The 22093-nt window shown below is 61.1% G+C and carries 17 protein-coding genes and 1 tRNA gene; 11 read left to right on the top strand and 7 right to left on the bottom strand.

Annotated elements, in window-relative coordinates; all coding sequences use genetic code 11:
- Positions 1-51 precede the first annotated feature (51 nt).
- The 3 genes from K426_RS07035 to K426_RS07025 are packed head-to-tail and all read left to right on the top strand — an operon-like array spanning position 52 to position 3853.
- Positions 52-558: a 2Fe-2S iron-sulfur cluster-binding protein gene (locus K426_RS07035; RefSeq protein WP_066555478.1), complete on the top strand. Its 507-nt coding sequence runs from the start codon at positions 52-54 to the stop codon at positions 556-558.
- Entirely contained in the window at positions 555-1541 is a 987-nt protein-coding gene (locus K426_RS07030; RefSeq protein ID WP_066555477.1) for an FAD binding domain-containing protein, read from the top strand. The genes K426_RS07035 and K426_RS07030 overlap by 4 nt, the downstream gene beginning before the upstream one ends.
- Complete coding sequence (locus tag K426_RS07025; RefSeq protein WP_066555476.1) at positions 1538-3853, top strand: xanthine dehydrogenase family protein molybdopterin-binding subunit; 2316 nt, start codon at positions 1538-1540, stop codon at positions 3851-3853. The genes K426_RS07030 and K426_RS07025 overlap by 4 nt, the downstream gene beginning before the upstream one ends.
- Before the next feature lie 255 nt (positions 3854-4108).
- Here K426_RS07025 and K426_RS07020 read toward each other — a convergent pair whose 3' ends face one another.
- A complete protein-coding gene (locus K426_RS07020; protein ID WP_066553395.1) occupies positions 4109-5146 on the bottom strand; it encodes an IS110 family transposase in 1038 nt (345 codons plus the stop codon).
- A 304-nt stretch (positions 5147-5450) separates the two neighbouring features.
- Between K426_RS07020 and K426_RS07015 the strand changes: the two genes are divergently transcribed.
- From K426_RS07015 to K426_RS06985, 7 genes are all read left to right on the top strand, one after another.
- Complete coding sequence (locus K426_RS07015; protein WP_066555472.1) at positions 5451-6176, top strand: tetratricopeptide repeat protein; 726 nt, start codon at positions 5451-5453, stop codon at positions 6174-6176.
- Entirely contained in the window at positions 6173-8983 is a 2811-nt protein-coding gene (locus K426_RS07010) for a response regulator (RefSeq protein WP_066555470.1), read from the top strand. The genes K426_RS07015 and K426_RS07010 overlap by 4 nt, the downstream gene beginning before the upstream one ends.
- Complete coding sequence (locus K426_RS07005; RefSeq protein WP_066555468.1) at positions 8980-9357, top strand: Hpt domain-containing protein; 378 nt, start codon at positions 8980-8982, stop codon at positions 9355-9357. Before K426_RS07010 ends, K426_RS07005 begins: the two co-directional genes overlap by 4 nt.
- A gap of 26 nt (positions 9358-9383) precedes the next feature.
- The gene (locus tag K426_RS07000) at positions 9384-11033 is read left to right on the top strand and encodes a Glu/Leu/Phe/Val dehydrogenase dimerization domain-containing protein (protein ID WP_066555466.1); all 1650 of its coding nucleotides are present in this window, start codon (positions 9384-9386) and stop codon (positions 11031-11033) included.
- A gap of 56 nt (positions 11034-11089) precedes the next feature.
- Positions 11090-12259 carry a winged helix-turn-helix domain-containing protein gene (locus K426_RS06995; RefSeq protein ID WP_237229971.1) on the top strand — a complete coding sequence of 390 codons (1170 nt, stop codon included), beginning with the start codon at positions 11090-11092 and terminating at the stop codon, positions 12257-12259.
- 106 nt (positions 12260-12365) lie between these two features.
- Entirely contained in the window at positions 12366-12689 is a 324-nt protein-coding gene (locus tag K426_RS06990; protein WP_066555462.1) for a hypothetical protein, read from the top strand.
- Between the two features lie 120 nt (positions 12690-12809).
- Positions 12810-13859, top strand: coding sequence for an NADP(H)-dependent aldo-keto reductase (locus K426_RS06985; RefSeq protein ID WP_066555460.1), 1050 nt, complete (start codon positions 12810-12812; stop codon positions 13857-13859).
- A 290-nt stretch (positions 13860-14149) separates the two neighbouring features.
- Here the strand turns inward: K426_RS06985 and glcF are convergent, their stop codons facing one another.
- The 6 genes from glcF to K426_RS06955 all read right to left on the bottom strand — a co-directional run bounded on the left by glcF (position 14150) and on the right by K426_RS06955 (position 20888).
- On the bottom strand, positions 14150-15454 hold the full coding sequence (glcF, locus tag K426_RS06980) for a glycolate oxidase subunit GlcF (RefSeq protein WP_066555456.1): 1305 nt from the start codon (positions 15452-15454) through the stop codon (positions 14150-14152).
- A gap of 29 nt (positions 15455-15483) precedes the next feature.
- Positions 15484-16296 (bottom strand): IS5 family transposase, encoded by an 813-nt coding sequence (locus K426_RS06975; protein WP_066561413.1) that lies wholly within the window; start codon positions 16294-16296, stop codon positions 15484-15486.
- A gap of 36 nt (positions 16297-16332) precedes the next feature.
- Positions 16333-17427: an antiviral reverse transcriptase Drt3b gene (gene drt3b / locus K426_RS30220; protein WP_082748464.1), complete on the bottom strand. Its 1095-nt coding sequence runs from the start codon at positions 17425-17427 to the stop codon at positions 16333-16335.
- Positions 17420-18655, bottom strand: coding sequence for an antiviral reverse transcriptase Drt3a (gene drt3a / locus K426_RS06965; RefSeq protein WP_066555451.1), 1236 nt, complete (start codon positions 18653-18655; stop codon positions 17420-17422). The genes drt3b and drt3a overlap by 8 nt, the downstream gene beginning before the upstream one ends.
- Positions 18656-18902: 247 nt before the next feature.
- The gene (locus tag K426_RS06960; RefSeq protein ID WP_066555449.1) at positions 18903-20723 is read right to left on the bottom strand and encodes a site-specific integrase; all 1821 of its coding nucleotides are present in this window, start codon (positions 20721-20723) and stop codon (positions 18903-18905) included.
- A gap of 89 nt (positions 20724-20812) precedes the next feature.
- A tRNA-Ala gene (locus tag K426_RS06955) sits at positions 20813-20888 on the bottom strand.
- Between the two features lie 232 nt (positions 20889-21120).
- Between K426_RS06955 and K426_RS06950 the strand changes: the two genes are divergently transcribed.
- Complete coding sequence (locus tag K426_RS06950) at positions 21121-22047, top strand: DUF2171 domain-containing protein (protein WP_066555447.1); 927 nt, start codon at positions 21121-21123, stop codon at positions 22045-22047.
- The last annotated feature ends 46 nt before the right edge of the window (positions 22048-22093 follow it).

Genomic DNA, 22093 nt, shown 5'->3' with positions numbered 1-22093 from the left:
CGAAATTCGTAATATCTCTGCGTGGGCGCCGAAAACGATCGGAGATGCGCGATGGCGATAATAATCAACGGTTCCGATTATGCCGTGCCCGCGGACCCGCGGGTTTCCCTGCTCGACTTGCTGCGCGACCGCCTTGGCCTCACCGGAACGAAGCTGGGGTGCAACCAGGGCGCTTGCGGCGCTTGCACGGTGCTGGTCGACGGTCAGCGCATATTATCCTGTCTGACCCTGGCGGTGCAGGTCGATGGCCGGGAGGTCCGCACGATCGAGGGGCTGGGGCAGGAGGATGGCGGGCTCCATCCCTTGCAGGAAGCCTTCATCCGGCATGATGGATTGCAGTGCGGCTATTGCACGCCGGGCCAGATTTGTTCGGCCCTGGCCATGCTTGAGGAAGCCGGACGCGGAGATCCCAGTCATGTGACGGCAGATCTTTCGGCGGCCCCCCTCCTGACGCGCGAAGAAATCCGGGAGCGCATGAGCGGCAATCTCTGCCGTTGCGGCGCGCATAACGGGATCGTCGAGGCGATCGAAGACTATATGGCGGGAGCGGATGCATGAACCCCTTTTCCTATGGGCGCGCCGAGGATGTCGTGGACGCGATGCGCCAGGGCGCGAACGGCGCCGGGCGTTTTCTTGGCGGCGGCACCAATCTGGTCGACCTGATGCGGCAGAATGTGGAGAAACCGAGCGCCCTGGTCGATCTGACCGGCTTGCCAGCCGCCATTGAAGAGGCGCAGGATGGCGGGATGCTGATCGGGGCGTCGGTACGCAACGGCACGCTGGCCGCGCATCCGGCGGTACGGACGCGCTACCCCCTTCTATCGCGCGCGTTGCTGTCGGGCGCATCGAGCCAGATCCGCAACATGGCGACGGTCGGCGGCAATATCCTGCAACGCACGCGCTGCGCCTATTTCTACGATCCGGAGGGCGCCCGCTGCAACAAGCGCCAGCCCGGCAGCGGATGCGATGCGATAGAGGGCTTCACCCGTTATCACGCGATCCTGGGCGGCTCCGGCCAATGCGTGGCGACCCATCCGTCGGACATGTGCGTGGCGCTGGCGGCGATTGGCGCGGATGTGCAGGTCATGGGCACCAGCGGTGAAAGAACGATCCCCATCGTGGATTTTCACCGCTTGCCCGGCGATCGCCCCGATCTGGAAACCGTGATGGAACCGGGCGACCTCATCACCGCCATCCGCCTGCCGCCCTTGCCGGCCGCGATCCATTCGACCTATCGCAAAGTGCGGGACCGTTCGAGTTACGCTTTTGCGTTGATATCGGTTGCCGCCATTCTCGACGTGAAGGATGGCTTCATCGATAGTATTCGTGTGGCATTTGGCGGCGTGGCGCCCAAGCCATGGCGCGCCCTCAGGGCCGAAGCGGTCTTGCGCGGGCGCGCTCCATCCGAAGCGGTATTTCGCGAGGCGGCCGACGCCGAACTCGTCGAGGCCCGGACATTGGCGGGCAATGGCTTCAAGCCCGACCTTCTCCGCCGCACATTGACCGCCGTCCTTGGCGAATTGGCGGAGAAGCGGGCATGAGCAAGCTGCAAAATGCCATCGTCGGCGGCGTCCGCGCGGTGCTGGGCCAGGTTCCCGCCGGCTGGCTGCCAGGCGGCAGGCCCGATCCGCTGATCGAGAAGCGCGTGACGCTGGGGACGCAACAGCCGCGCCTGGACGGTCCCGAAAAGGTGCGGGGCGCGGCGCGCTTTGCCGCGGAGATTCCGCTGGACGGCTTGCTGTTCGCAGCCTTCGTTCATTCCACGATCGCCAGGGGCACGATCGAGCGGCTGGACGTGGCGGCCGCCGAGGCCGCGCCCGGCGTCCGGCTCGTGATGACGCACCATAATGCGCCGAAAATGGCGGTGCCGCCGGCAATCGGCATTTCCAACCTGAAAGCGGCTGGCAACAATATCCTGCCCGTCATGCAGGACGCCACTATCCGCTGGAACGGGCAAGTCGTCGCGGTCGTGCTGGCCGACACGCAGGAAGAGGCGGATCACGCGGCCAGCCTGATCGCGATCACCTATCAGCGCGCCTCCGCCCGCACGCGATTCGAGGACGGCAAGGCCGGGGCGCGGACCCCGCCTTCCATCCTGATCGAGAAAAATCCCGTCACCATCGGGGACGCCGAAGCGGCGCTGGCCGGGGCAGCCCATCAGGTCGATGCGGTCTATCGCACGCCCTGGCAGAATCACAATCCGATCGAGCCGAATGCAGCCACGGTCCAGTGGAACGGCGACCGGCTTCTGGTCCATGACGCGACGCAGATGATCCATGCGACGGCCGGGTCCCTGGCCAAGATTTTCGGCCTCAAGGAAGATCAGGTGCGGGTGTTGTCTCCCTTCGTGGGCGGCGGCTTTGGCAGCAAGGGATTATGGGATCACCAGATATTGGCGATAGCGGCGGCGCGGCTCGCCGGGCGTCCGGTCAGGATCGTGCTGTCGCGCAAGTCCATACACCGCCTCATCGGCGGACGCTCAGCGACGGAACAACGCTTCGCACTGGGCGCCGATGGTGAGGGCCGGCTGAAGGCGCTCATCCATACCGGCTATTCCGTAAAACCCCTGCACAGCGTCTGCGACGAGCAGTTCAGCATGACCGGCCGCACGCTCTACGCCGCCGAAACCTTCAAGATCGAGCAGCGCCATATCGACCTGGACCTGCTCGCCAACAGCTTCATGCGCGCGCCGGGAGAAGCCGTGGGCACCTTCGCGCTGGAAAGTGCGATGGACGAACTGGCCCATGCCATCGGCCTCGATCCCATCGAACTGCGCCGCCGCAATGTCGCGCATTGCGCGCCCCTATCCGGCGCCCCTCATTCCCAGAGCGACCTGATGCAGGCCTATGCCATGGGCGCCGAACGCTTCGGATGGGACCGGCGATCGGCCGAACCGGGGATGAAACGCGACGGCGAATGGCTGATCGGCATGGGCTGCGCCAGCGGCACCTTTCCCTATGCGCGCATGCCCGGCATGGCGGCACGGATCACGATCGACGAGAGCGGCCATGCCACGGTCGCCAGCGCCGCCCATGAAATGGGAATGGGCACGACGACCGTGCAGCGCCAGCATGCCGCCGACCGGCTGGGCCTGCCGCTGGAAAACGTCACCGTGGAGATCGGCGATTCCAGCCTGCCTTTCGGCAGCATGGCGGGCGGTTCTTCCCAGACGGCATCGCTCGGCGCGGCCATTACCGCCGCGAGCGCGAAACTCATCCCGGAACTGATCCGGTTGGCCGGCAACGATACCCCGCTTGCCGGTCTCCGTGCGGGCGAGGTCGAAACGGCCAATGGCGGCCTCCGGAAAATCGGAGACCCCTCGCGTCACGAAAGCTACGCCTCGATCCTGAAACGCGCCGGACGCAAAAGCGTGAGCGCCACCGGCCAGAGCGGACCACCGCTGGAAATGCTGAAATTCGCGATGCACAGCACCTCCGCGATTTTCTGCGAGGTCAAGGTCAGCCAGGTGACGGGCGAGGTACGGGTGTCGCGGATCGTCGGCGCCTTCGATTGCGGCCGTATCCTCAACCCGCAGACGGCCGCCAGCCAGTTTCGCGGCGGCATCATCATGGGCCTGGGCCTTGCATTGACCGAGGAAACGCTGCTCGACGAACGCACCGGGCGGATCATGAGCGGTTCGCTTGCCGACTATCATGTCCCGGTTCATCTCGACGTGCCGGAGATCGACGTGCTGTGGACCGACATCCCCGATCCACGCGCGCCGATGGGCGCCCGCGGCATTGGAGAAATCGGTGTGGCGGGCGTTGCCGCGGCTGTCGCCAATGCCGTCTTCAATGCGACCGGCAAGCGCGTGCGCGACCTGCCGATCACGCTCGACAAGCTTCTGCCCTAAGAGTTTTCTCTGATTGGGGCGTTTTGGGTCAAGCTGTTTCCTCGTATTCGTGACCGTTCCCATGGATCACTCGCTTCTCTCCGCGGTCAGCGCTGGGCTGCCGCATAATGGGGTCAGGAGAGCGGGATGCCTCAAGCTGTTTCGCGACCTTCGGCAAAGCCGAGAATCCGGACTCTCAACGAGGTCATTCCGCCCATCGTCCCCATGGGAACGACCGCTACCCGTCTCTTCAGGCGGGAACTGGTTTGTGTCTCCTCATGCTGCTGTGAACGTCGGTGACTTACCCCAGCGGAACTCGGCCTCATCGCTCCACATACGGTGCAAGATGACGGCAAGCTTGCGAGCCACGGCGACGCGGGCTTTAGCCATGCCGCGCCGCTGGGCAAGGCGCATACCCCACGCCTTTAGCGTCGACCATTTCTGGCAGCGCGTCAGCAGAGTATGCGCCGCCTCGTACAACGCGGTACGGGCGAGTTCGTCGCCACATCGGCTGATGCGGCCTTGGACATCCGTTTCGCCAGACTGGTAGCGACGGGGCGTGAGCCCGAGATGAGCGCCGACGTCGCGGGATCGTCGGAAGCGCTCGGGCAGATCGACCGTCGCCCGGAAGGTGAGCGCGGTCAGCGGCCCCACACCTGGCACCGTCATCAGCCGTCGGCATATCGGCTCAACCCTGACCGCTTCCAGCACGCGCTTCGTCAAATGCTCGATCTGGCGCACCATCACATCGAGCACCGCAAGCAGCGGCTCGATGATGTCGGAGATGGCAGGGTCGACTGACGCGAGTTCGCGGACCAGGCCGGCGAAGAGCTTGCGCGGCGGTGTTCCCAGCTTGAGTCCGACCTCGCGGAGTACGGCCCTCACCGCGTTCTCGATGTCGCGCTGCTTATTCAACATCGTCCGGCGTGCACCGAGCAGCGCGCGGGCCGATCGGCACGGCATGCTCTTCACGTGGACCACGCGATACCAACCAGTGCGGATGATCTGAGCCAGACCACGGGCGTCGTTACGGTCGGTCTTGTTGGGCATCGCACCCATTGCCGCTTTGGCCGCTCGCGTTTCGATGCACAGTGCCGGGAGGCCCGCGCGCGTCAGACCCTGATGCAGCCACGATGACAGCGAGCATGCCTCCAGACCAACGCGCTCGAAGCTCAGACCGGTAGCGGTCAACGTCTCGACCAGTGCATCGGGGTCACTGGCGGCACGAAGCTCACGGATCACTTTGCCCGTGTCATCGACAATGCAGATCGCCGTCTCTTCCAACGATACATCCAGTCCGGCATAATGGCGCATGGTTGCTCCTCCTCATGGTTGTGGCCGCTCGATACGGACCACGTCTTACCATCTGCGAGGAGCAGCCACCCCACCGACTCGGTGGTGAGCCCCAATCACCCCATCTGTTTGGAAATGCGCCTTTGGACGCATAGCCGCACCAGCCCTCTGAAAGATCGAGCCTTCCCGCCCTATCTGCGTTAATATGGTCCCTGCTCGTCCATTCTGGACTCGATCCGGCACGATATGCCGGAAAGGTGCCGTCATGTGGGGCCGGAGCGGAAAAACGGAACCCCGAAGAAAGGGGGGAAGCGCGTTTGTCGCCTTGGCCCCTTTTTGTGTCTGGCGAGCGTCGCTGGTTGGCCTGCTCCTTTTCTCCCTTCCATGCCTGGCGGGGCCCTTCGAGGACGCCGCCGCCGCCTACAGGCGCGGCGACTATGCCAATGCCATGCGCCTGTTTCAGTCGCTGGCGGATAATGGCGATCCGCGCGCGCAGAACAGCCTTGGCCGCATGTATCTTCGCGGTCAGGGCGCGGGGCAGGATTATAAGGAAGCGATGAAATGGTTTCGCCGCGCCGCGGCGCTGGGGGTGGCGGACGCCCAGTTCAATCTGGGCGAAATCTATCTGCGCGAATTCGGCGTCGAGCAGGATCTGGTGGAGGCCGCGCGATGGTACACCAGAGCGGCCGAACAAGGGCATATCGGCGCGCAATTCACGCTGGCGGTCCTTTACATGATCGGCCGGGGCGTCACCAGGAATCAGCTAAAGGCCGTCTATTGGTTCGAACGCGCCGCATCCCAGGGCAATGCCGACGCGCAAGTGCAGCTCGGCATTATCTACGGCGGCGGCCAGGGAGTGCCCCGAGATCCGGTAGCGGCGTATAAATGGTTCGCGCTGGGCCAGGCCAACGCCCGCGCGCCATCGCTCCGCACCAAGGCAAGCCAGAATATCGACCGTCTGTCGCGCAGCATGACGCCCGCGCAAATTGCGGAGGCGCAGCGTCAGGTCCGCGAATGGCAGCCCGTTCCTGCAAGGGGCGGTCAGTCATGAACGAACCTGCCCCCCTTCCCTCCGCCGCGCCAACGGCAACCGGTTCCGGGAACTGGTTGAAAGGTGGCGTGAAATATTGGTTCGCCCTGATGGTCGGGATCGTCAGCCTGCTGCTGACGGTGGGCGTATGGCAATGGCTTGTCATTGAACAGGGCCGGTCCACGGAAACCGAATTCACCCTGGAGGCCGAGCAGCGCGCTGAAGGCATCAAGCGGCAATTCTTCTCGGAAACCAGCGTGATCAGGGCTCTGCTGGGCTATTATCAGGCATCGGAGGATGTCGGCCCGGACGAGTTCAAGGCCTTTGCCAGCGTCTATCTGACCGGGCTGTCCAGCCTCGATTCCGTCCAATGGGTGCCCTATGTCCCCAGCGGCGAGCGCAAGGCGTGGGAGGATAAGGGCGCAAGCGCGAATGGCGGGACTTTCCGGTTCACCCAGCTCAATGCCCATGGGGCAACCGTCGGAGCGGAGCGGCGCGACGCCTATTTCCCGATATTCTACGCGGAATCCGCACTGGGCGGCGCACCGGAGATGCTGGGCTTCGACTGGGGATCTGACCCGTTCGCGCACGCGGCGATGCTGGCCGCCCGCGACAGCGGCGAAATCGCCGCCGCCGCCCATATCCGCATGCCGCAAATGGGCGACGATACGCCCCGCATCGCCGTCTTCGCGCCGGTCTATGACGGCGGGGAGCAGATCGCCGTCGATCAGCGGCGCGCGCATCTCACCGGCTTTGTGGTTGCCGTGCTGCGCATCGGTGACGTGATCCAGGGCGCGATCGATCTGATGCCCAGGAAGGGCGTGGACCTCTATCTGCTCGATTCCTCCGCCCCGGCGGCGCAGCGGGTGCTGCTGTCGATCATGGCGCCCGGAAGCAAGACGAAGCGGCGGCCCGGCGCCGGTCCGGCCATGGATTCGGACCTGTTCCATTCCAGCTCCCTGGTCATCGGCAACAGCGTCTTCACCATCTATACCGCGGCGACCGGCGCCTATGGCGACAAGCGGGCGGCAACCACGCCCACCATCGCGCTGGCCGGCGGTCTGGCCGTCACCCTGATCCTCTTCATCTATCTCATTTCGCTGGCCAACCAGCGGGCGCGCACCGAACAGGTGGTGGCCCAGCGCACGGCGGAGCTGCGCGGCGTCAACATGCGGCTGGAAGAACGGACGATCCAGCTGGAGGAATCCGAAACCGAATTGCGCGCGGCCAAGAACAGGGCGGAGGACGCGACCCGCGCCAAGAGCCAGTTCCTCGCCAATATGAGTCATGAGATCCGCACCCCCATGAACGGCGTCATCGGCGCGTCGGAACTGCTGAGCGATACCAGGCTGTCCGCATCGCAGCGCGAATATCTCACCATGATCACGCAATCGGCGGACGCGCTGCTCCATCTCATCAACGACATTCTCGACTTTTCGAAGATCGAGGCGGGGCGGCTGGAACTGGAGCATGTGGCCTTCAGCCTGCGCGACGAGCTGGCCGACACCTTGCAGGCCTTTGCCGGACGCGCCACCGAAAAGGGGATCGAACTCGCCTGCCATGTCGCGCTCGGCGTGCCCGATGCGCTGGAAGGCGACCCGCACCGGCTGCGGCAGGTGGTGATCAACCTCGTCGGCAACGCGCTGCGCTTCACCGAACGGGGGGAGGTGGTGATGGATGTGGCGGTCGAATGGATGGAGGGGCAGCAGGCCCGGCTGCACTTCGCGGTCAGCGACACCGGCCCCGGCATAGCGGCGGACAAGCAGAAACTGATCTTCGAAGCCTTTTCCCAGGCCGACACCTCCTTCACCCGCCGCTTCGGCGGCACGGGCCTTGGCCTCACCATCGCCTCGCAACTGGTGCAGTTGATGGGCGGACGGCTGGAACTGGATAGCACCATCGGCCGGGGCAGCGTCTTTCACTTCACCATCCCCTTCGCGCTGGCGCAGGGCGAACCGGCCAGCCAGCCAGCCGAACCGCCCTCGCTGCACGGCCTGCCGGTGCTGATCGTCGACGACAATGCGACCAACCGCCGCATATTGGACGAGATGATCCGCGGCTGGGGCATGAAGCCGCTGGTGGTCGAGAGCGGTCCGAAGGCGCTGACCGCGCTGCGCAACGCGGCCGGGATAGGCCGTCCCTTGCGGCTGGTGCTGCTCGACATGATGATGCCGGGCATGGACGGTTTTGCCGTCGCAAAGGAAATTGCGCGAGGCAGCGAGGCCGACCGTCCGGCGGTGATCATGCTCTCTTCCGCGCAGAAGGACGAGATGGCCCGCCGCACCTGGGCGACCGGCATTGCCGCCTTCCTGCTGAAGCCCATACGCCAGTCCGAACTGCTGGAGGCCATATTCGCCGTGCTGAAGGTGACGGTGAGCGAGGAAACGGTTCTGCCCGAGCCGGCGCCTCACGACCGCCCGTCGCTGCATGTGCTGGTCGCGGAGGACAATGCCGTCAACCAGCGCCTCGCGCTCCGCCTGCTGGAAAAGCGTGGGCACTGGGTGAAAATCGTCGGGGACGGTGCGCAGGCGGTCGAGGCGCTGGCGCAGGATCGTTTCGACGTGGTGCTGATGGACGTGCAGATGCCGGTGATGGACGGGTTCCAGGCCACGGCCGCCATTCGCGAACGGGAACGCGGCACCGGGGATCATGTCCCTATCGTGGCCATGACGGCGCATGCGATGCGCGGCGACCGCGAACGCTGCCTGAATGCGGGGATGGACGACTATATCTCCAAGCCGCTGCGGGCGGAGGATTTCTACGAGGTTGTGGAGGGGCGGTTCGCCAGCGCGGCGAAGCCCCATAGCGAGGAAGGGTCCGGGCCATGAGCACGCTTCTTGATTGGACCAAGGCGCTTAAGAATGCCGACGGCGACGAGGAGTTGCTGATCGAACTGGCAGGCGTCTTCATCGACGAATGCCCGGAGATGATGCGGCAGGTTCGCGCCGCGATCGACGGACGGAACGCGCAGGAGCTTCAGCGCACCGCGCACAGCCTGAAAGGATCGGCGCACATCTTCGCGGCATCCGAGGCGGGGGCCGCGGCTTTCCGCCTGGAAGAAATGGGCGCGGACAGCAATTTCCGGGACGTGGAGGACGGCTGGAACCTGTTGCGCTTCGAAATCGAAGGGCTGCTCGCAGAACTGGCCGCGCGGCTCGGCGGACGCAATTCGGATCAAGCCAGGAACACGCAAGATTCATGAGGTCTCAAGAGTTGAGGTGAAACGCCATGACGCACAAACGCATCACCGTCCTGCTGGTCGAGGATAATCCGGTCTATTCGCGGCTGATCGAGAAGCTGCTCGGCCGATCCGACAATCCGGTGTTCGAAACCGTGCTGGCCGGCACGCTGGGACAGGCGCTGGAACGGCTGGAGGTCGGCGGGATCGATGTGGTGCTGCTCGACCTGATGCTGCCGGACAGCACGGCGCTCGACACCTTCTATCGCGTCCGGGCGCATGACCTGCGCATCCCCGTCATCGTCCAGAGCGCGATGGACGATGTGGGGCTGGCCAGCAAGGCCGTGGAAGGCGGGGCGGAGGATTATCTGCTCAAGGACGGCATCAACAGCGCGACGCTGATCCGATCGATCCACTATGCGATGGAACGGACCCATGCGCGCGGGGCGGAATGGTCGTCGGCCATGCTCCACCTCGCCCAGCAACAATTTCTGAAGGCCGCCCATATCGCCGGGCTGGACCCCAATATCCGGCAACGCCTGCTGTTTCCCGAACGGACGCAGATCGCCGCCCTGCCCTTCAAGCGCGACGGCATCGATCAGGTCGAAACCGTCTTCGCCTATCGGGTACAGCATGTGTTGAACATGGGGCCGACCAAGGGCGGCCTGCGCTATCATCCCGACGTCAGCCTGGGCGAAGTCGCTGCCCTCTCCATGTGGATGACCTGGAAATGCGCCCTTGCGAAACTACCCTTCGGCGGGGCCAAGGGCGGGGTCAGGGTCGATCCCGCCGCGCTCAGCAAGGATGAGCTGGAACGGCTCACCCGCCGCTACACGTCGGAATTCATCGGCATGATCGGCCCCGACAAGGACATTCCGGCGCCCGACATGGGCACCGACGCGCAGGTCATGGCCTGGATCATGGACACTTATAGCGAGCATGTCGGCTATTCCGTCCCGTCGGTCGTGACGGGCAAGCCGGTGGTGCTGGGCGGATCGCTGGGCCGTCACGAAGCGACAGGGCGCGGTCTCGCCTATCTGGTGAGCGAAACATGCCGCCAGATCGGTCTTGACCTCAACGGCGCGACCGCGGTGGTGCAGGGGTTCGGCAATGTCGGGATGCATGCCGCCACCTTCCTGGCCGAAGCCGGAGCGAAGATCATCGGCATCAGCGACGTCAGCGTGGCGCTGCACAACCCCAAGGGGCTGCCGATCGATCTGCTGAAAAACCATGTCCGCCAGCACCGGCAGCTTTTCGGCTGCCCCTATGGCGAGATCATTCCCAGCCGCGACCTGCTGGAACTGCATTGCGACATATTGGCGCCTTGCGCCTTGCAGAACCAGATCACCGCCGAAAATTCCTCGCGGATCAACTGCCGGATCGTGGCGGAGGGCGCCAATGGTCCCACGACGCTGGAGGCCGACGACATGCTGCAAGCGCGCGGCATCATCGTGCTGCCCGACATATTGGCCAATGCCGGCGGCGTCATCGTATCCTATTTCGAATGGGTGCAGGGGCTTCAGAACCTGACCTGGCCGCTGGAGGAGATCAACCTGCGCATGCGCGACATATTGACCGACGCCCTGGCCCGCACGCAGCGCCGCGCCCAGGCGGAAAAGGTCGACCTGCGCACCGCCGCCATGATCGAGGCCTTGAGCCGTGTCGGTGCGGCCAATCATTTGCGCGGCCTGTTCCCATGAGCGGCCACAGCGGGTTTGGGATTGTCACCGTCGGCAGCGCCCTCTAGCCTGTGCCAGTGACGAAGATCGAGCGTATAGGGCTGCCGCTGGCGAGGCGCATCGCCCTTTCAGCCCAAGGCTTCGGCGCCAAGCGAAGCGAAACTCCGCGGCCCATCCATCTCCAGCGAATCCTGGACAGGCTGCACCTGCATCAGATCGACAGCGTCAATATTCTGGCCCGGGCGCACTATCTGCCGGCATTTTCGCGATTGGGCGCCTATGACCGTGCCGATCTCGACACTCTGGCCTGGGGTGCGGGCCGGCGGCGGAAGCTGTTCGAATATTGGGCGCATGAAGCATCTCTGCTGCCCTTCGCCATGCACCCCTTCCTGCGCTGGCGCATGGCGCAGGCCGATCGCGGCGAAGCTGGGTGGGGCCGGATGCGCCTCTACGCGACCGAGCGGCGGGCGGAGGCGATGGCGCTGCTCGACCGGATCAGAGTGGACGGCCCTTTGGCGACATCGGACTTCGAAGCGCATAAGGGGCAGTCGGGCTGGTGGGAATGGAGCGACACCAAGCGGGCGCTCGAATGGCTTTTCTGGGCGGGACACATCACGACAGCCACCCGCCGCCGCAGTTTCGAGCGGGTCTATGACCTGACCGAGCGGGTCATTCCGGACAATATCCTCGCCCTGCCGACCCCGACGGAGGCCGAGGCGCACCGCGCCCTGATCGAGCGCGCGGCGGCGGCGCACGGCATCGCGACCGAGCGCGAGCTGCGCGACTATTTCCGCCAATCGCCCGAGGAGGCCCGCCCCGCCATCCATGCGCTTGCCGAGGAGGGCGTGCTGATCCCGGTGGAGGTGCCCGGCTGGAGACATGCCTGGTTGCACCGCGACGCCCGCCGACCACGGCGGATCGAGGCGCAGGCACTGCTCGCGCCGTTCGACCCGCTGATCTGGGAGCGCGACCGGGCCGAGCGGCTCTTCGGCTTCCGCTACCGGATAGAAATCTACGTTCCGGCAGAGAAGCGGCTGCATGGATATTATGTGCTGCCCTTCCTGCTGGGCGACCAATTGGTTGCGCGGGTGGACCTCAAGGCGGATCGCCATGCATCCAGGCTGATCGTGCAATCGGTCCACCTCGAACCCGATGCCCCCGATCATAGCCGCGACGCCTTGCAGTCCGAACTGGCCAACATAGCGAATTGGCTGAACCTGGAAGCGGTCCATCCACTCGCGCCATGACTTTCGCTTGCAGGCGGGCGCCCGGACCGCCGCTCGTCGCAAATCGGTTGCCTTGTTCCGGCCGCCGCGCAAATAGCTGGTGCAAGAAAAAAGGGGACGCATGGTCATGAAGCTTGGTTCGTTCATTTGCGCGGTGATGATGGGTGCGTCGCTATTGCCGGGTGCGGCGCTGGCTGACGATCCGCATGATCCCACGATGCGCAGCGCCGCGGCGCGGGCACGCGACAGCGCGATCATCAAGCGAATGAACCAGCAGCAGCTCGCCTATGTGCGCGAGCGCGACGCCAGGAACAGGCAAAGCTATCGCGTGCGGCAAAGCGACCGCGACGCCTATGCCGAAGCCCGCGCCGATTATGCGCGCGAGATGGCGGCCTGGCGCCGCGCAGTGGCCGCCTGCAATGCGGGCCGCTGGGAATATTGCGACAACTGAGCCGGCCGACGCCGTCGGCGGACTTCAAAGCAGCCGCGCTCAACGCTCTATCAAATTATCTTGAGTGACCCGCTTTCGTCAGCCGTTATGGAGGGGCCGAAATCTGGTTAGGGGTCGACTATGGAATATCGCATATTGGGGCGCACCGGGATCAGGGTCAGCCTGATCTGCCTGGGCACCATGACCTGGGGCTCGCAAAATAGCGAGGCGCAGGCCCATGCGCAGCTCGACCATGCCTTTGGCGAGGGCGTCAATTTCATCGACACCGCCGAAGCCTATCCGGTGACGCCAGTGGCCCGCGAAACGCAGTTCCTGACCGAAACCTATATCGGCAACTGGATCGCTGGCCGTGGACGCCGCGATGACATCGTGCTCGCCACGAAGGTCGCCGGTCCCACGCGCGATCCGGTGCGGGAGTTTCGCGGCGGCAACAACCGGCTCGACCGCCGCAATATCGAGCAGGCGGTGGAGGACAGCCTGCGCCGGCTGCGCACCGACTATATCGATCTGTATCAGGTGCATTGGCCCGACCGGCCCGTGCCCGCCTTCGGGGTGCGCGGGCTGACCCGGCTGGCCGACACGGCCGAAACGGTTCCGATCGAGGAAACGCTGGGCGCGCTGGCCGATCTGGTGCGGGCGGGGAAGATCCGCCATTTCGGCGTCTCCAATGAAACGCCGTGGGGCGTGTCGGAATATCTGCGCCTGTCGCGGGAAAAGGCGCTGCCGCGCGTCGCATCGATCCAGAACGCCTATAATCTGCTCAACCGCACCTTCGAATATGGCTTGTCGGAATTTGCGCTGCGCGAACAGGTGTCGCTGCTTGCTTATTCCCCTCTGGCGGGCGGCAATCTCACCGGCAAATATCTGGGCGGGCGGATTCCCAAGGGATCGCGCCGCGACGTCAGCCGCCAGTTCGTGCGCTACGACCTGCCCGGCCAGGCGACGGCCTCGGCCCGTTATGTCGCCGTCGCGCAGGCTTATGGGCTGGATCCGGCGCAACTGGCGCTGGCCTTCGTCAACAGCCGGCCCTTCGTCACCTCCACGATCATCGGCGCGACATCGCTGGATCAGCTCAAGATCGACATCGGCAGCATCTACATCCAACTGGAAGAGGATGCCCTGGCCGCGATCGAAGCGATTCATCGCGACCTGCCCGACCCCTGCCCCTAAGTCCAATTAAGCTGGCCATTATTTGAGCGGCGTGACGATCGTGAAGCGCCGCTCAACAGTTTGGCAGAAGCCATAGATCGCCGCGCAATACGCGTTGGTCACGAACGATCCTCCGTTCCTAAGCCCCCTCCCAAGGATTTTTCGGGAAGGGGCAATATGCACATCAATCGTCTGCTGTTCTGCAATGTCGCGCTGTTGACGATGCAATGGAAGGAGGTCGATCTGAAAAAGTGACGCTGCTGTCGCTCTGGTGTCGGACGAAGTCGAGAAGAGCTATCAGAAAGTAATAATCATGCTCCCTTGAATCCCTGATAAAGCGACGGTGGTTCAGGTCCGCCAGTGGCCCAATCCAGCAATTCAACGGTATGTACCACAGACAGCGTCGTTCGGTTGCCGATCTGCATGGAGCAGCCGATATTGCCGGATGCGATAATATCTGGGGCCAGCCGCTCGATGTGCGAAACCTTCCTATCCCCAAGTTGATCTGCAATCGTCGGCTGAAGAATATTGTACACTCCGGCAGATCCGCAGCACAGATGCGCCTCAGCCGGGGTAACGACTTTGTAGCCTGCCTTGATGAGCAAGGTCTTTGGTGCCTCATTCAGACGCTGCCCATGCTGAAGCGAGCAAGCAGAATGATAAGCGACGGTTAGGCCGCGCGGCGTGGCGGCCGGCAAATCCGTCTCCGCCAGCAACTCGGTGATATCCTTGGCGATGGCTGATATGCGCTCAGCCTTGTCCGAATAGGCTGGATCGTTTCGCAGCATGAAGCCATAATCCTTGACGGTGGTGCCACAGCCAGATGTGGTGACCACGATGGCGCACAGTCCCTTCCCCTCCAGTTCATGGGTCCAGGCATCTATATTGCGCCGTGCCGCCGCCATGCTGGCCTGTTCCCGCCCCATGTGGTGCACTAATGCTCCGCAACAACCCTCGCCTCGCGCGAACACCACCTCATAACCGCAGCGATTGAGCAGCCGAACGGCGGCGGCGCGGATTTCGGGCTTCAGCACCGGTTCGGCGCACCCCTGGAGAAGGATCACCCGACCCTTGGCGTCCGGAACCACCGATGGCTTGTCCTGCGGTTTTGGCGCCTTCTTAGCGGGCGCCATCGTCAGCATCGCCGCCAACGGTCGCAGCGTTTCTGCCTGTCCCAGGAGCGGCGCCGCAAAACGAGCAGCGCGAGCCAGCGCAAGAGCGAAGCGAAATCGCCGGGGATAGGGGAGCACCGACGCCAGCACCCCCCGGATCAGACGCTCGAGCAAGGGCCGCCGGTATCGGGCCTCAATATAGGCCCGGGCATGATCGACCAGGTGCATATAATTCACGCTGGATGGACAGGTCGTCATACATGACAGGCACGAAAGGCACCGATCAACATGCTTCACCACCTCGGGCGTCGGCTGCCGTTGATTTTCCAGCATGTCCTTCATCAGATAGATGCGGCCGCGGGGTGAATCGAGTTCGTTCCCCAGCAAGACATAGGTCGGGCAAGTCGCTGTGCAAAAACCACAGCGCACGCATCTGCGAATTACGGCTTCTGAGGACGCCGTTGCCGGATCGGCCAACTGTGCCGGGGAGAAGCTAGTCTGCATAGGCGTCCTTTAAGAGCCTGTCTTGAATCTCATGCGTAACGAGCGATGCGTCGGATGAGGACGATGGCAGCGGCGGCATAGAGAAGCGCGGTTGCGGATTTGATAGTCCGCTCGAAGTCTTTGGCGAGGCGACGATTGCGGTTCATCCATGCGAAGGTGCGTTCGACGACCCATCGTCTGGGATGGACGACAAAGCCGGTCTGATCGGCGAATTTGCGGACGATTTCGATCGTAATGGAGGTGGCGTCCCGGACGCGATCGCTGTTGTAGGCGCTGTCGGCATAGGTGCGCTCGACGAAGGGATGCCGCTGGCGAGACTGCTGGAGCAAGGGCACCGCGCCGTCGCGGTCCTGCACATCGGCAGGATGGACCAGCATCATAAGGGCGCGACCATCGGTATCGACCATTGCATGGCGCTTGCGTCCCATGGTCTTCTTGCCTGCGTCGTAACCGCGAGGTCCGCCTGCTTCGGAGGTCTTCACGCTCTGGCTGTCGATGACTGCGGCCGATGGTGCTGGTTCTCGCCCTGTCCGGATGCGATCGATCTGCACGAGATGATGATTGAGGCTTTCGAATACCCCATCGTCACGCAAGGTGCAGAACCACCGGTAGACCGTGCGCCATGGTGGAAAGCTGTCGGGCAAAAGCCGCCAGGGACATCCTGTCCGCAGCAGATAGAAAATGGCTTCGACGATCTCGCGCATCGGCCAGCATCGCCGTCGTCCGCGCTGGCACGGCGCAGGCAAATATGGCTCGATCAAATGCCATTCCGCGTCGGTAAGATCGCTTCCATAGCGAAGCTGTGCGCGGCTATGATGCACGCGGGCGGTCGGGTTCCACATGATGGCTTCCAAGGTTGGTGTCGCAACCCCTCGGAATCATATCGAAACCCGATCGTCCACCATTACGAGACCGTTCTGACACAGCCTCTCAAAAAAATTCGATAAAGCGATGTTCGCGTCTCTAATAATTCGCGATTTAACGGTGATAAATGGCCGAGATACCTTAACAGTCTTCTCGTCGTTTAAAAGCAGATTAAATTCACTAAGAGCGATCTTGATAGATGACATAACCTTTTGAGCAACAACGTCATCATCAGCGAAAATAATGAAGTCATCAACATATCGACGAAATTCATAATTTATCTTAAAGTTCAAGCTATCCTTTCTAAGGTTCTCAATGGCTCTTTTGTCTACTTCGCTCAAAATTAGCTCAGCAAAAATACGACTAACTTCCGCACCCACGCAAATCCCGTTGGTTTCATTATAATTTACGGACTGCATCAGTTTATCGAACGCGTTACTAAATCCTGCGACAGAAGTGTTGTCCTTGGCGGTTGCAACGTCCGCCGTGGCCCAGAATAATGTATGGGTGTATATGCTGTTGAAGCATTTAGAGATGTCAGCGAAATACATGACGGCATATTTCTTTTCCAACCGCATATAATCGGTTGAATTGAAAAATTTGTATATTCGATCATACCCTGAATATGCAAAATAAGATGCCGGATTTGAGACTGTATTTTCTAGATTTGTTGTATCTATTCCTGCGCCTTTCAGCTTATTTTTTTCTGATCCGCGACCTCTGACAAAAAATAGGCTGCCCACCTTTCGAGGTGAACGAATAGAAGCATCCGACTTGCGACAAAAATAGGCGATCAAATTTCCGTATTCGCGATAGAAATTGGCCACTTCTATTTGACCGGAAGGATGCATCAGGCTCAACTTCCTCGGTGATCCGTTTGGTCTTAGTATGTTATAGCGATACGGAATTGTATAAGGCCGCGCCCTTTTGAGCAGTCGGTCAATAAATTCTTGATAATGACCGTTGGCATGAGGGATAGCCTTGATATTCTTATAAAAGCCATCGTTCGAGACTACTATGGGCACGTCGCCGGGCAACGTGTCAGTCACGAGAGCGCGAGCATGATCGTTAGGGTGAATGTTGCCTTTTGCTATGACTGATTTACGCATAAAACCAACATCCAGTCAGATGAGCTAATCTTTTTGGGTCAAAAGAGAAAAACCTCTTCTTTATGTGACCATGAACGAAGCTCAATCGGATCACCTCTTTTTCCTGAACCGGCCCAAGGGCTGGGAACAGTTTATTTTTCGGAGTTGATGAAATTATGGAGTTTCGGAGGAATTTATCTAATGCCCTAAGACCACCTGACGAGGGTTCCGTTATGAGTGGGTAATTAAAATACACACCTGAATTTCTTTTAGCTCCAGTTACCCGATCTTCGAAGCTAAAATTACTCGTCAAAAGCCGAACCCTGTCTCGCAAATCGGCAAAATTATTATCAGCTTTATACTGTATTAGAGACTTGGCTATCCGAGTTTTTATTTTATTCACTTTCGACGGAGCCAAATCCAACTTCACTTCTCGCCGGATTTTATTATCGCTGCCACGAAACGCGCAGCTCACAGCGAAGTGATAACCAAGAAAATCGAAGCTATGCTCATCCGAAGGCATCTTCGCGCCGTTAAATTGCCCGAAGGCATAACAACGTGACTTTTCGTTGAACCTCAGCCCCTTTGGAAGCGCAGCTTCGATATGCACTTTAAATGGCTGCTCATCCTCTCGACCATCAGTGATGATAATGATGTCATCCACAAACCGCGAATAATACCAGACCCCGGTCGTGCTTGAGGCGATGCGGTCAAATTTTCGCATCAGATACTCTGACAAAGTTGCGCTAATCGCCATGCCGCGCGGTAAACCAGCAACCCCTAACTTCCCCAGATCAGCGAATAGAGACGATAACGCCCTCACCGACTGTCCTGAAAATGCGAGGTCTCTCTCAAGCATTTTCAAAACATCGTCGATGGGGACAGTCTCATAAAATGACTTCACATCGAATTTATAAACTCGGAAGCTAGTCCCTTCCGACCCTAATTTTTTTATGCAGTTCACTATAAACTGTCTGTCATCTTGTTTAACGCCGGTAATCCGCCGGATATTACTCGTAATGTGCCGGAGGACTAATTGGGGAGCCAGCCCATCAATCTGATATATCGACTTACCGCGAAGATCGGATGATTTGATCGCAACTCCGTCGAACCCAGAACAGCCAAGCCTCACCGCGTCATTCACTACCTGCTTGAGGGTATCCGGCGTCAGTAAGGTTGGGTCTTTTATGAAATCGGCCGATCTAAATTGCCGTGTAATCGACTTCGGATGTATCGTCGGATCGTGCATCTACTGAATAGCCCCTCGCTCGCCAGCCTTGGGCAAGCGACTTCTCCCTGTCCGTCCCCTGCACTCGCTTTTACTGGCGCTGCGCGGATCACTAGGCAACAGATTTCCTTCCTCTTAGGGTAAATCTATAAGCGCTCCAAAACCGCTACCGGGCAAATTGATAGGGGGATATCGAAGCTCCGTGTGGCGGAGCGAGACGAAAAACGCTTGCAACGGGTGCAAGCGTTTTTCGTGTTTGCGGAGGTCATCAATCGTGAAGCAGCCTGTGAAGCTTCAAGTGCGAGAGATCGAGGTCGTAAGAAACGTTCGTGACAGCGTCTACTAAGACATCGGCGTCGAGGCCGCTGCCATAGCGCCGCCCGATTTTCTTACCCCGCGTCCAACCGCACAACTCATCCTTTTTCTCTTCCGGCACATCGGCCCGGTCCAACGCGCGCTTGAAGGTATGGCGAAATGAATGAAACGACAGCAGTGGTCGTCTATCCCCCAATCCGAAATGCTGGAGGTCACTTCGATACCATTTGGCGAAGCAGGAACTTGCATCGCCATATTTGTTAATCGGCACCTCTGGGAACAAGGTTTCCTCCGCCCGACTGCGCCGCCGTTCTACCCAGTCCAGCAAACCGATCTCCACCAGCGCAGGATGAACGGGAATTTCTCGCTCGGCGTTCCTGTTTTTCAGCTTCATGTCCTTCGTCAAAACGATGAAAGGTGTGCCAGTCTCGGAGACGCGGAAGTGCGACGGCGTTAGCTGCAAGATTTCGCCGCAGCGAAGGCCGGAAAAGAGGCCGATTACGGGTGCCCAATAGCGGGCACGGCGGATAATGGCGTCTCCCGGTTCGCTGAACCCGTGGCGATCATTACGGCAGCCGCTATATATGGGCCGCTGAAAGATGCGTTGCAGCTCATCATCCTCGAATGGCATCTTCGCGACAGAGCCGTCGGGCTTCTTGCCATTAGGCATCAACCCGTCTGCATAGTTTTTGGCGATATGGTCATGGCCGCTTGCCCAGCCGCAGAAGCGTGATAGCTGGCTCAAATATTTCTCTTGCGTTGCATACGACAGCACCGGGCTGTTCGGGGATCGGCTGGCAGCGATTGAACGAAGATCGGCTCCGCCTCGGATCAAATCCTCAAAATTGGGGGGCAGTTTGTCGATCACTTCGGCGAAGCCCTCGCAGGCAGCCTTGGTCAACGTCGCCAATCGGGTATCCGAACCAAAGAACGCCAATATATGCTTCATTTCCGCGCGATAGCGATCTTTGGTCTTCTCAGATTGCCCCTTGCGGAAGAGGGCGTCCAGATATGCCTGCTGCACTTCGCCGAAAGTAGGTCCGCTCCGCGCGGGCAGTGATGGCGAATAGACTGGGGAGGCTGCAACAGGCTCCAGAAACGCGGCATCATCAAACCCCTTGGAATAGTCCCCGTCTAAGTGGCGACGCTCCATCTGGGCAATCTGCAAAGCGGCGCGGCGAACCAGTTGCCGCAGCAACTGCGCTTCCGGCGATAGGAACTCAGCACGCATCCCAGCCTTGCTCAGCAGGTCAGCTTCGATTGATTGCACCACCCGCATTGTTCCGATGTCTTCGGCAGAACGAAACATTGCGATGCGGTCTTCGATCTCCATCATATATTCATCTCGGCGCTGGGCATCCATCGCCTCATCGGGAGGCAAGGCGTCCAATTCCGACCGTGCCGCCAACAGGTAATCTCGCGCCAGTCGCCGGGCATCCAAATTGGTCAGCAAGGGCAGAGAGGGATCGGTCGGCCGAGCCGGGGCGGAAATGCGCGACGGGACGATTAGCCCCTGCTCTCTCGCCGCAGAATGGCTGATCCGCTCATGTCCCTCATGGATTTCACGTTCAGCGGCCTGAACCGCGAGATGATATTTGCGCTCATGCTGGCGCGCAGGCTCTCCGGCGTCTTTCCACGCGGACACCCCCAGCGACTTGTTGTAATCCGACCGGCCCAGATGCGCGGCTACGTCATCGGGAAAGCGCCTGCGATAATAGAGATTTCGGCTGCCCGCCCGTTCAACGACATATGGCGGTTTTGGCATGTCTTCCATGGCCCTGTGTTACACATTGGTGTAGCAAAGAGGCAAGAAAAGCCGCAGATTTCCGCCGATTGGCAGAAATCCGCAGGTTTTGGGAAAATTGGTGGAGCCGAGGGGGATCGAACCCCTGACCTCGTCATTGCGAACGACGCGCTCTCCCAGCTGAGCTACGGCCCCTAAAAGGAGCGCTGCCTATAAGCGAGCGATTGCGCCCATGCAACGGTCTTTTTGCGCAAAAAAGACAATGCCTCCGACCGATCTTCTCGGTCACGCGGCGCTCTCGATCTACCGGGGCAAAGGCGGGACATTACTCCTGCGTAACGCCCGGAACGATGCGGCTGCATGCTCATTGGTGCCGTGACGGCGATCGTTATTGGACGCCGTGAAAAAGCAGATAAGGAGACGGACAATGGGTTACCAAGGCGGAGGTCGCTATGGTGACGGCGATCGCAACTGGACGGACCGGGATCGCGATGCCGACCGTTACCGCGCGCAACGCGACTGGCGGGACGATCGCGGCTATCGCTATGGCACGCGCGGCCAGTTCGGCGGTCCGGGGTCAAGGCGCCTGCCCGACGATTATGATCCTGACGAACGCGGCTTTTTCGACCGCGCCGGCGATGAAATCCGCAGCTGGTTCGGAGACGAAGAGGCGGAGCGCCGCCGTGAATATGACGATTATTACAACCGTCCCTATGGCGACCCGCGCGATCAGAGCAGCCGAATCGGCTATGCCTCGGCCTCCAATTCCGGCCGTTACCTGCCCAATCGGGGCTATGCGCCCTATACCGGCGAACGCAGCGGCTATGGCAGCGAGGATCATGGCTATCGCGTGCGCGGTTTCGGCGTGAACCACGACTATGGCGAACATCATGACGCCAATTATTATGCCTGGCGCCAGCAGCGGATCAACGAACTGGACCGCGATTATGCCGAATATCGGAACGAGAATCGCGACCGTTTCAACAATGAATTCGGCAATTGGCGCGCCCGGCGCGGCGAGCAACGCCAGGCTGTCCAGCAGGTCCGCGAACATATGGAAGTCGTCGGCAGCGATGGCGAGCATGTCGGCACGGTGGACAAGTTGCGCGGTGACCGCATCATCCTGACCAAGAGCGATCAGGAATCGGGCGGCGTGCATCATTCGATCCCCTCATCCTGGATTCGATCGGTCGATGCGCAGAAGGTCACGCTGGAGAAAACCGCCGACCAGGCCCAGACGGCCTGGCGCGCCGAGCGCGATCAGCAGGCTCTGTTCGGGTCGCGCGAGGAGGAGGATAATCGCTATGATAGCGACAGCAGCATTTCGACCTATGAAAAGGGCCGCTATCGGTAATCCCGCAGGGTCGAGATAGCTCTGACGATCTCCAGGAGCGCGCGAC

Source organism: Sphingobium sp. TKS, from assembly GCF_001563265.1.
Taxonomy (GTDB): Bacteria; Pseudomonadota; Alphaproteobacteria; order Sphingomonadales; family Sphingomonadaceae; genus Sphingobium.
This window is presented reverse-complemented; position numbering and strand designations above follow the sequence as displayed.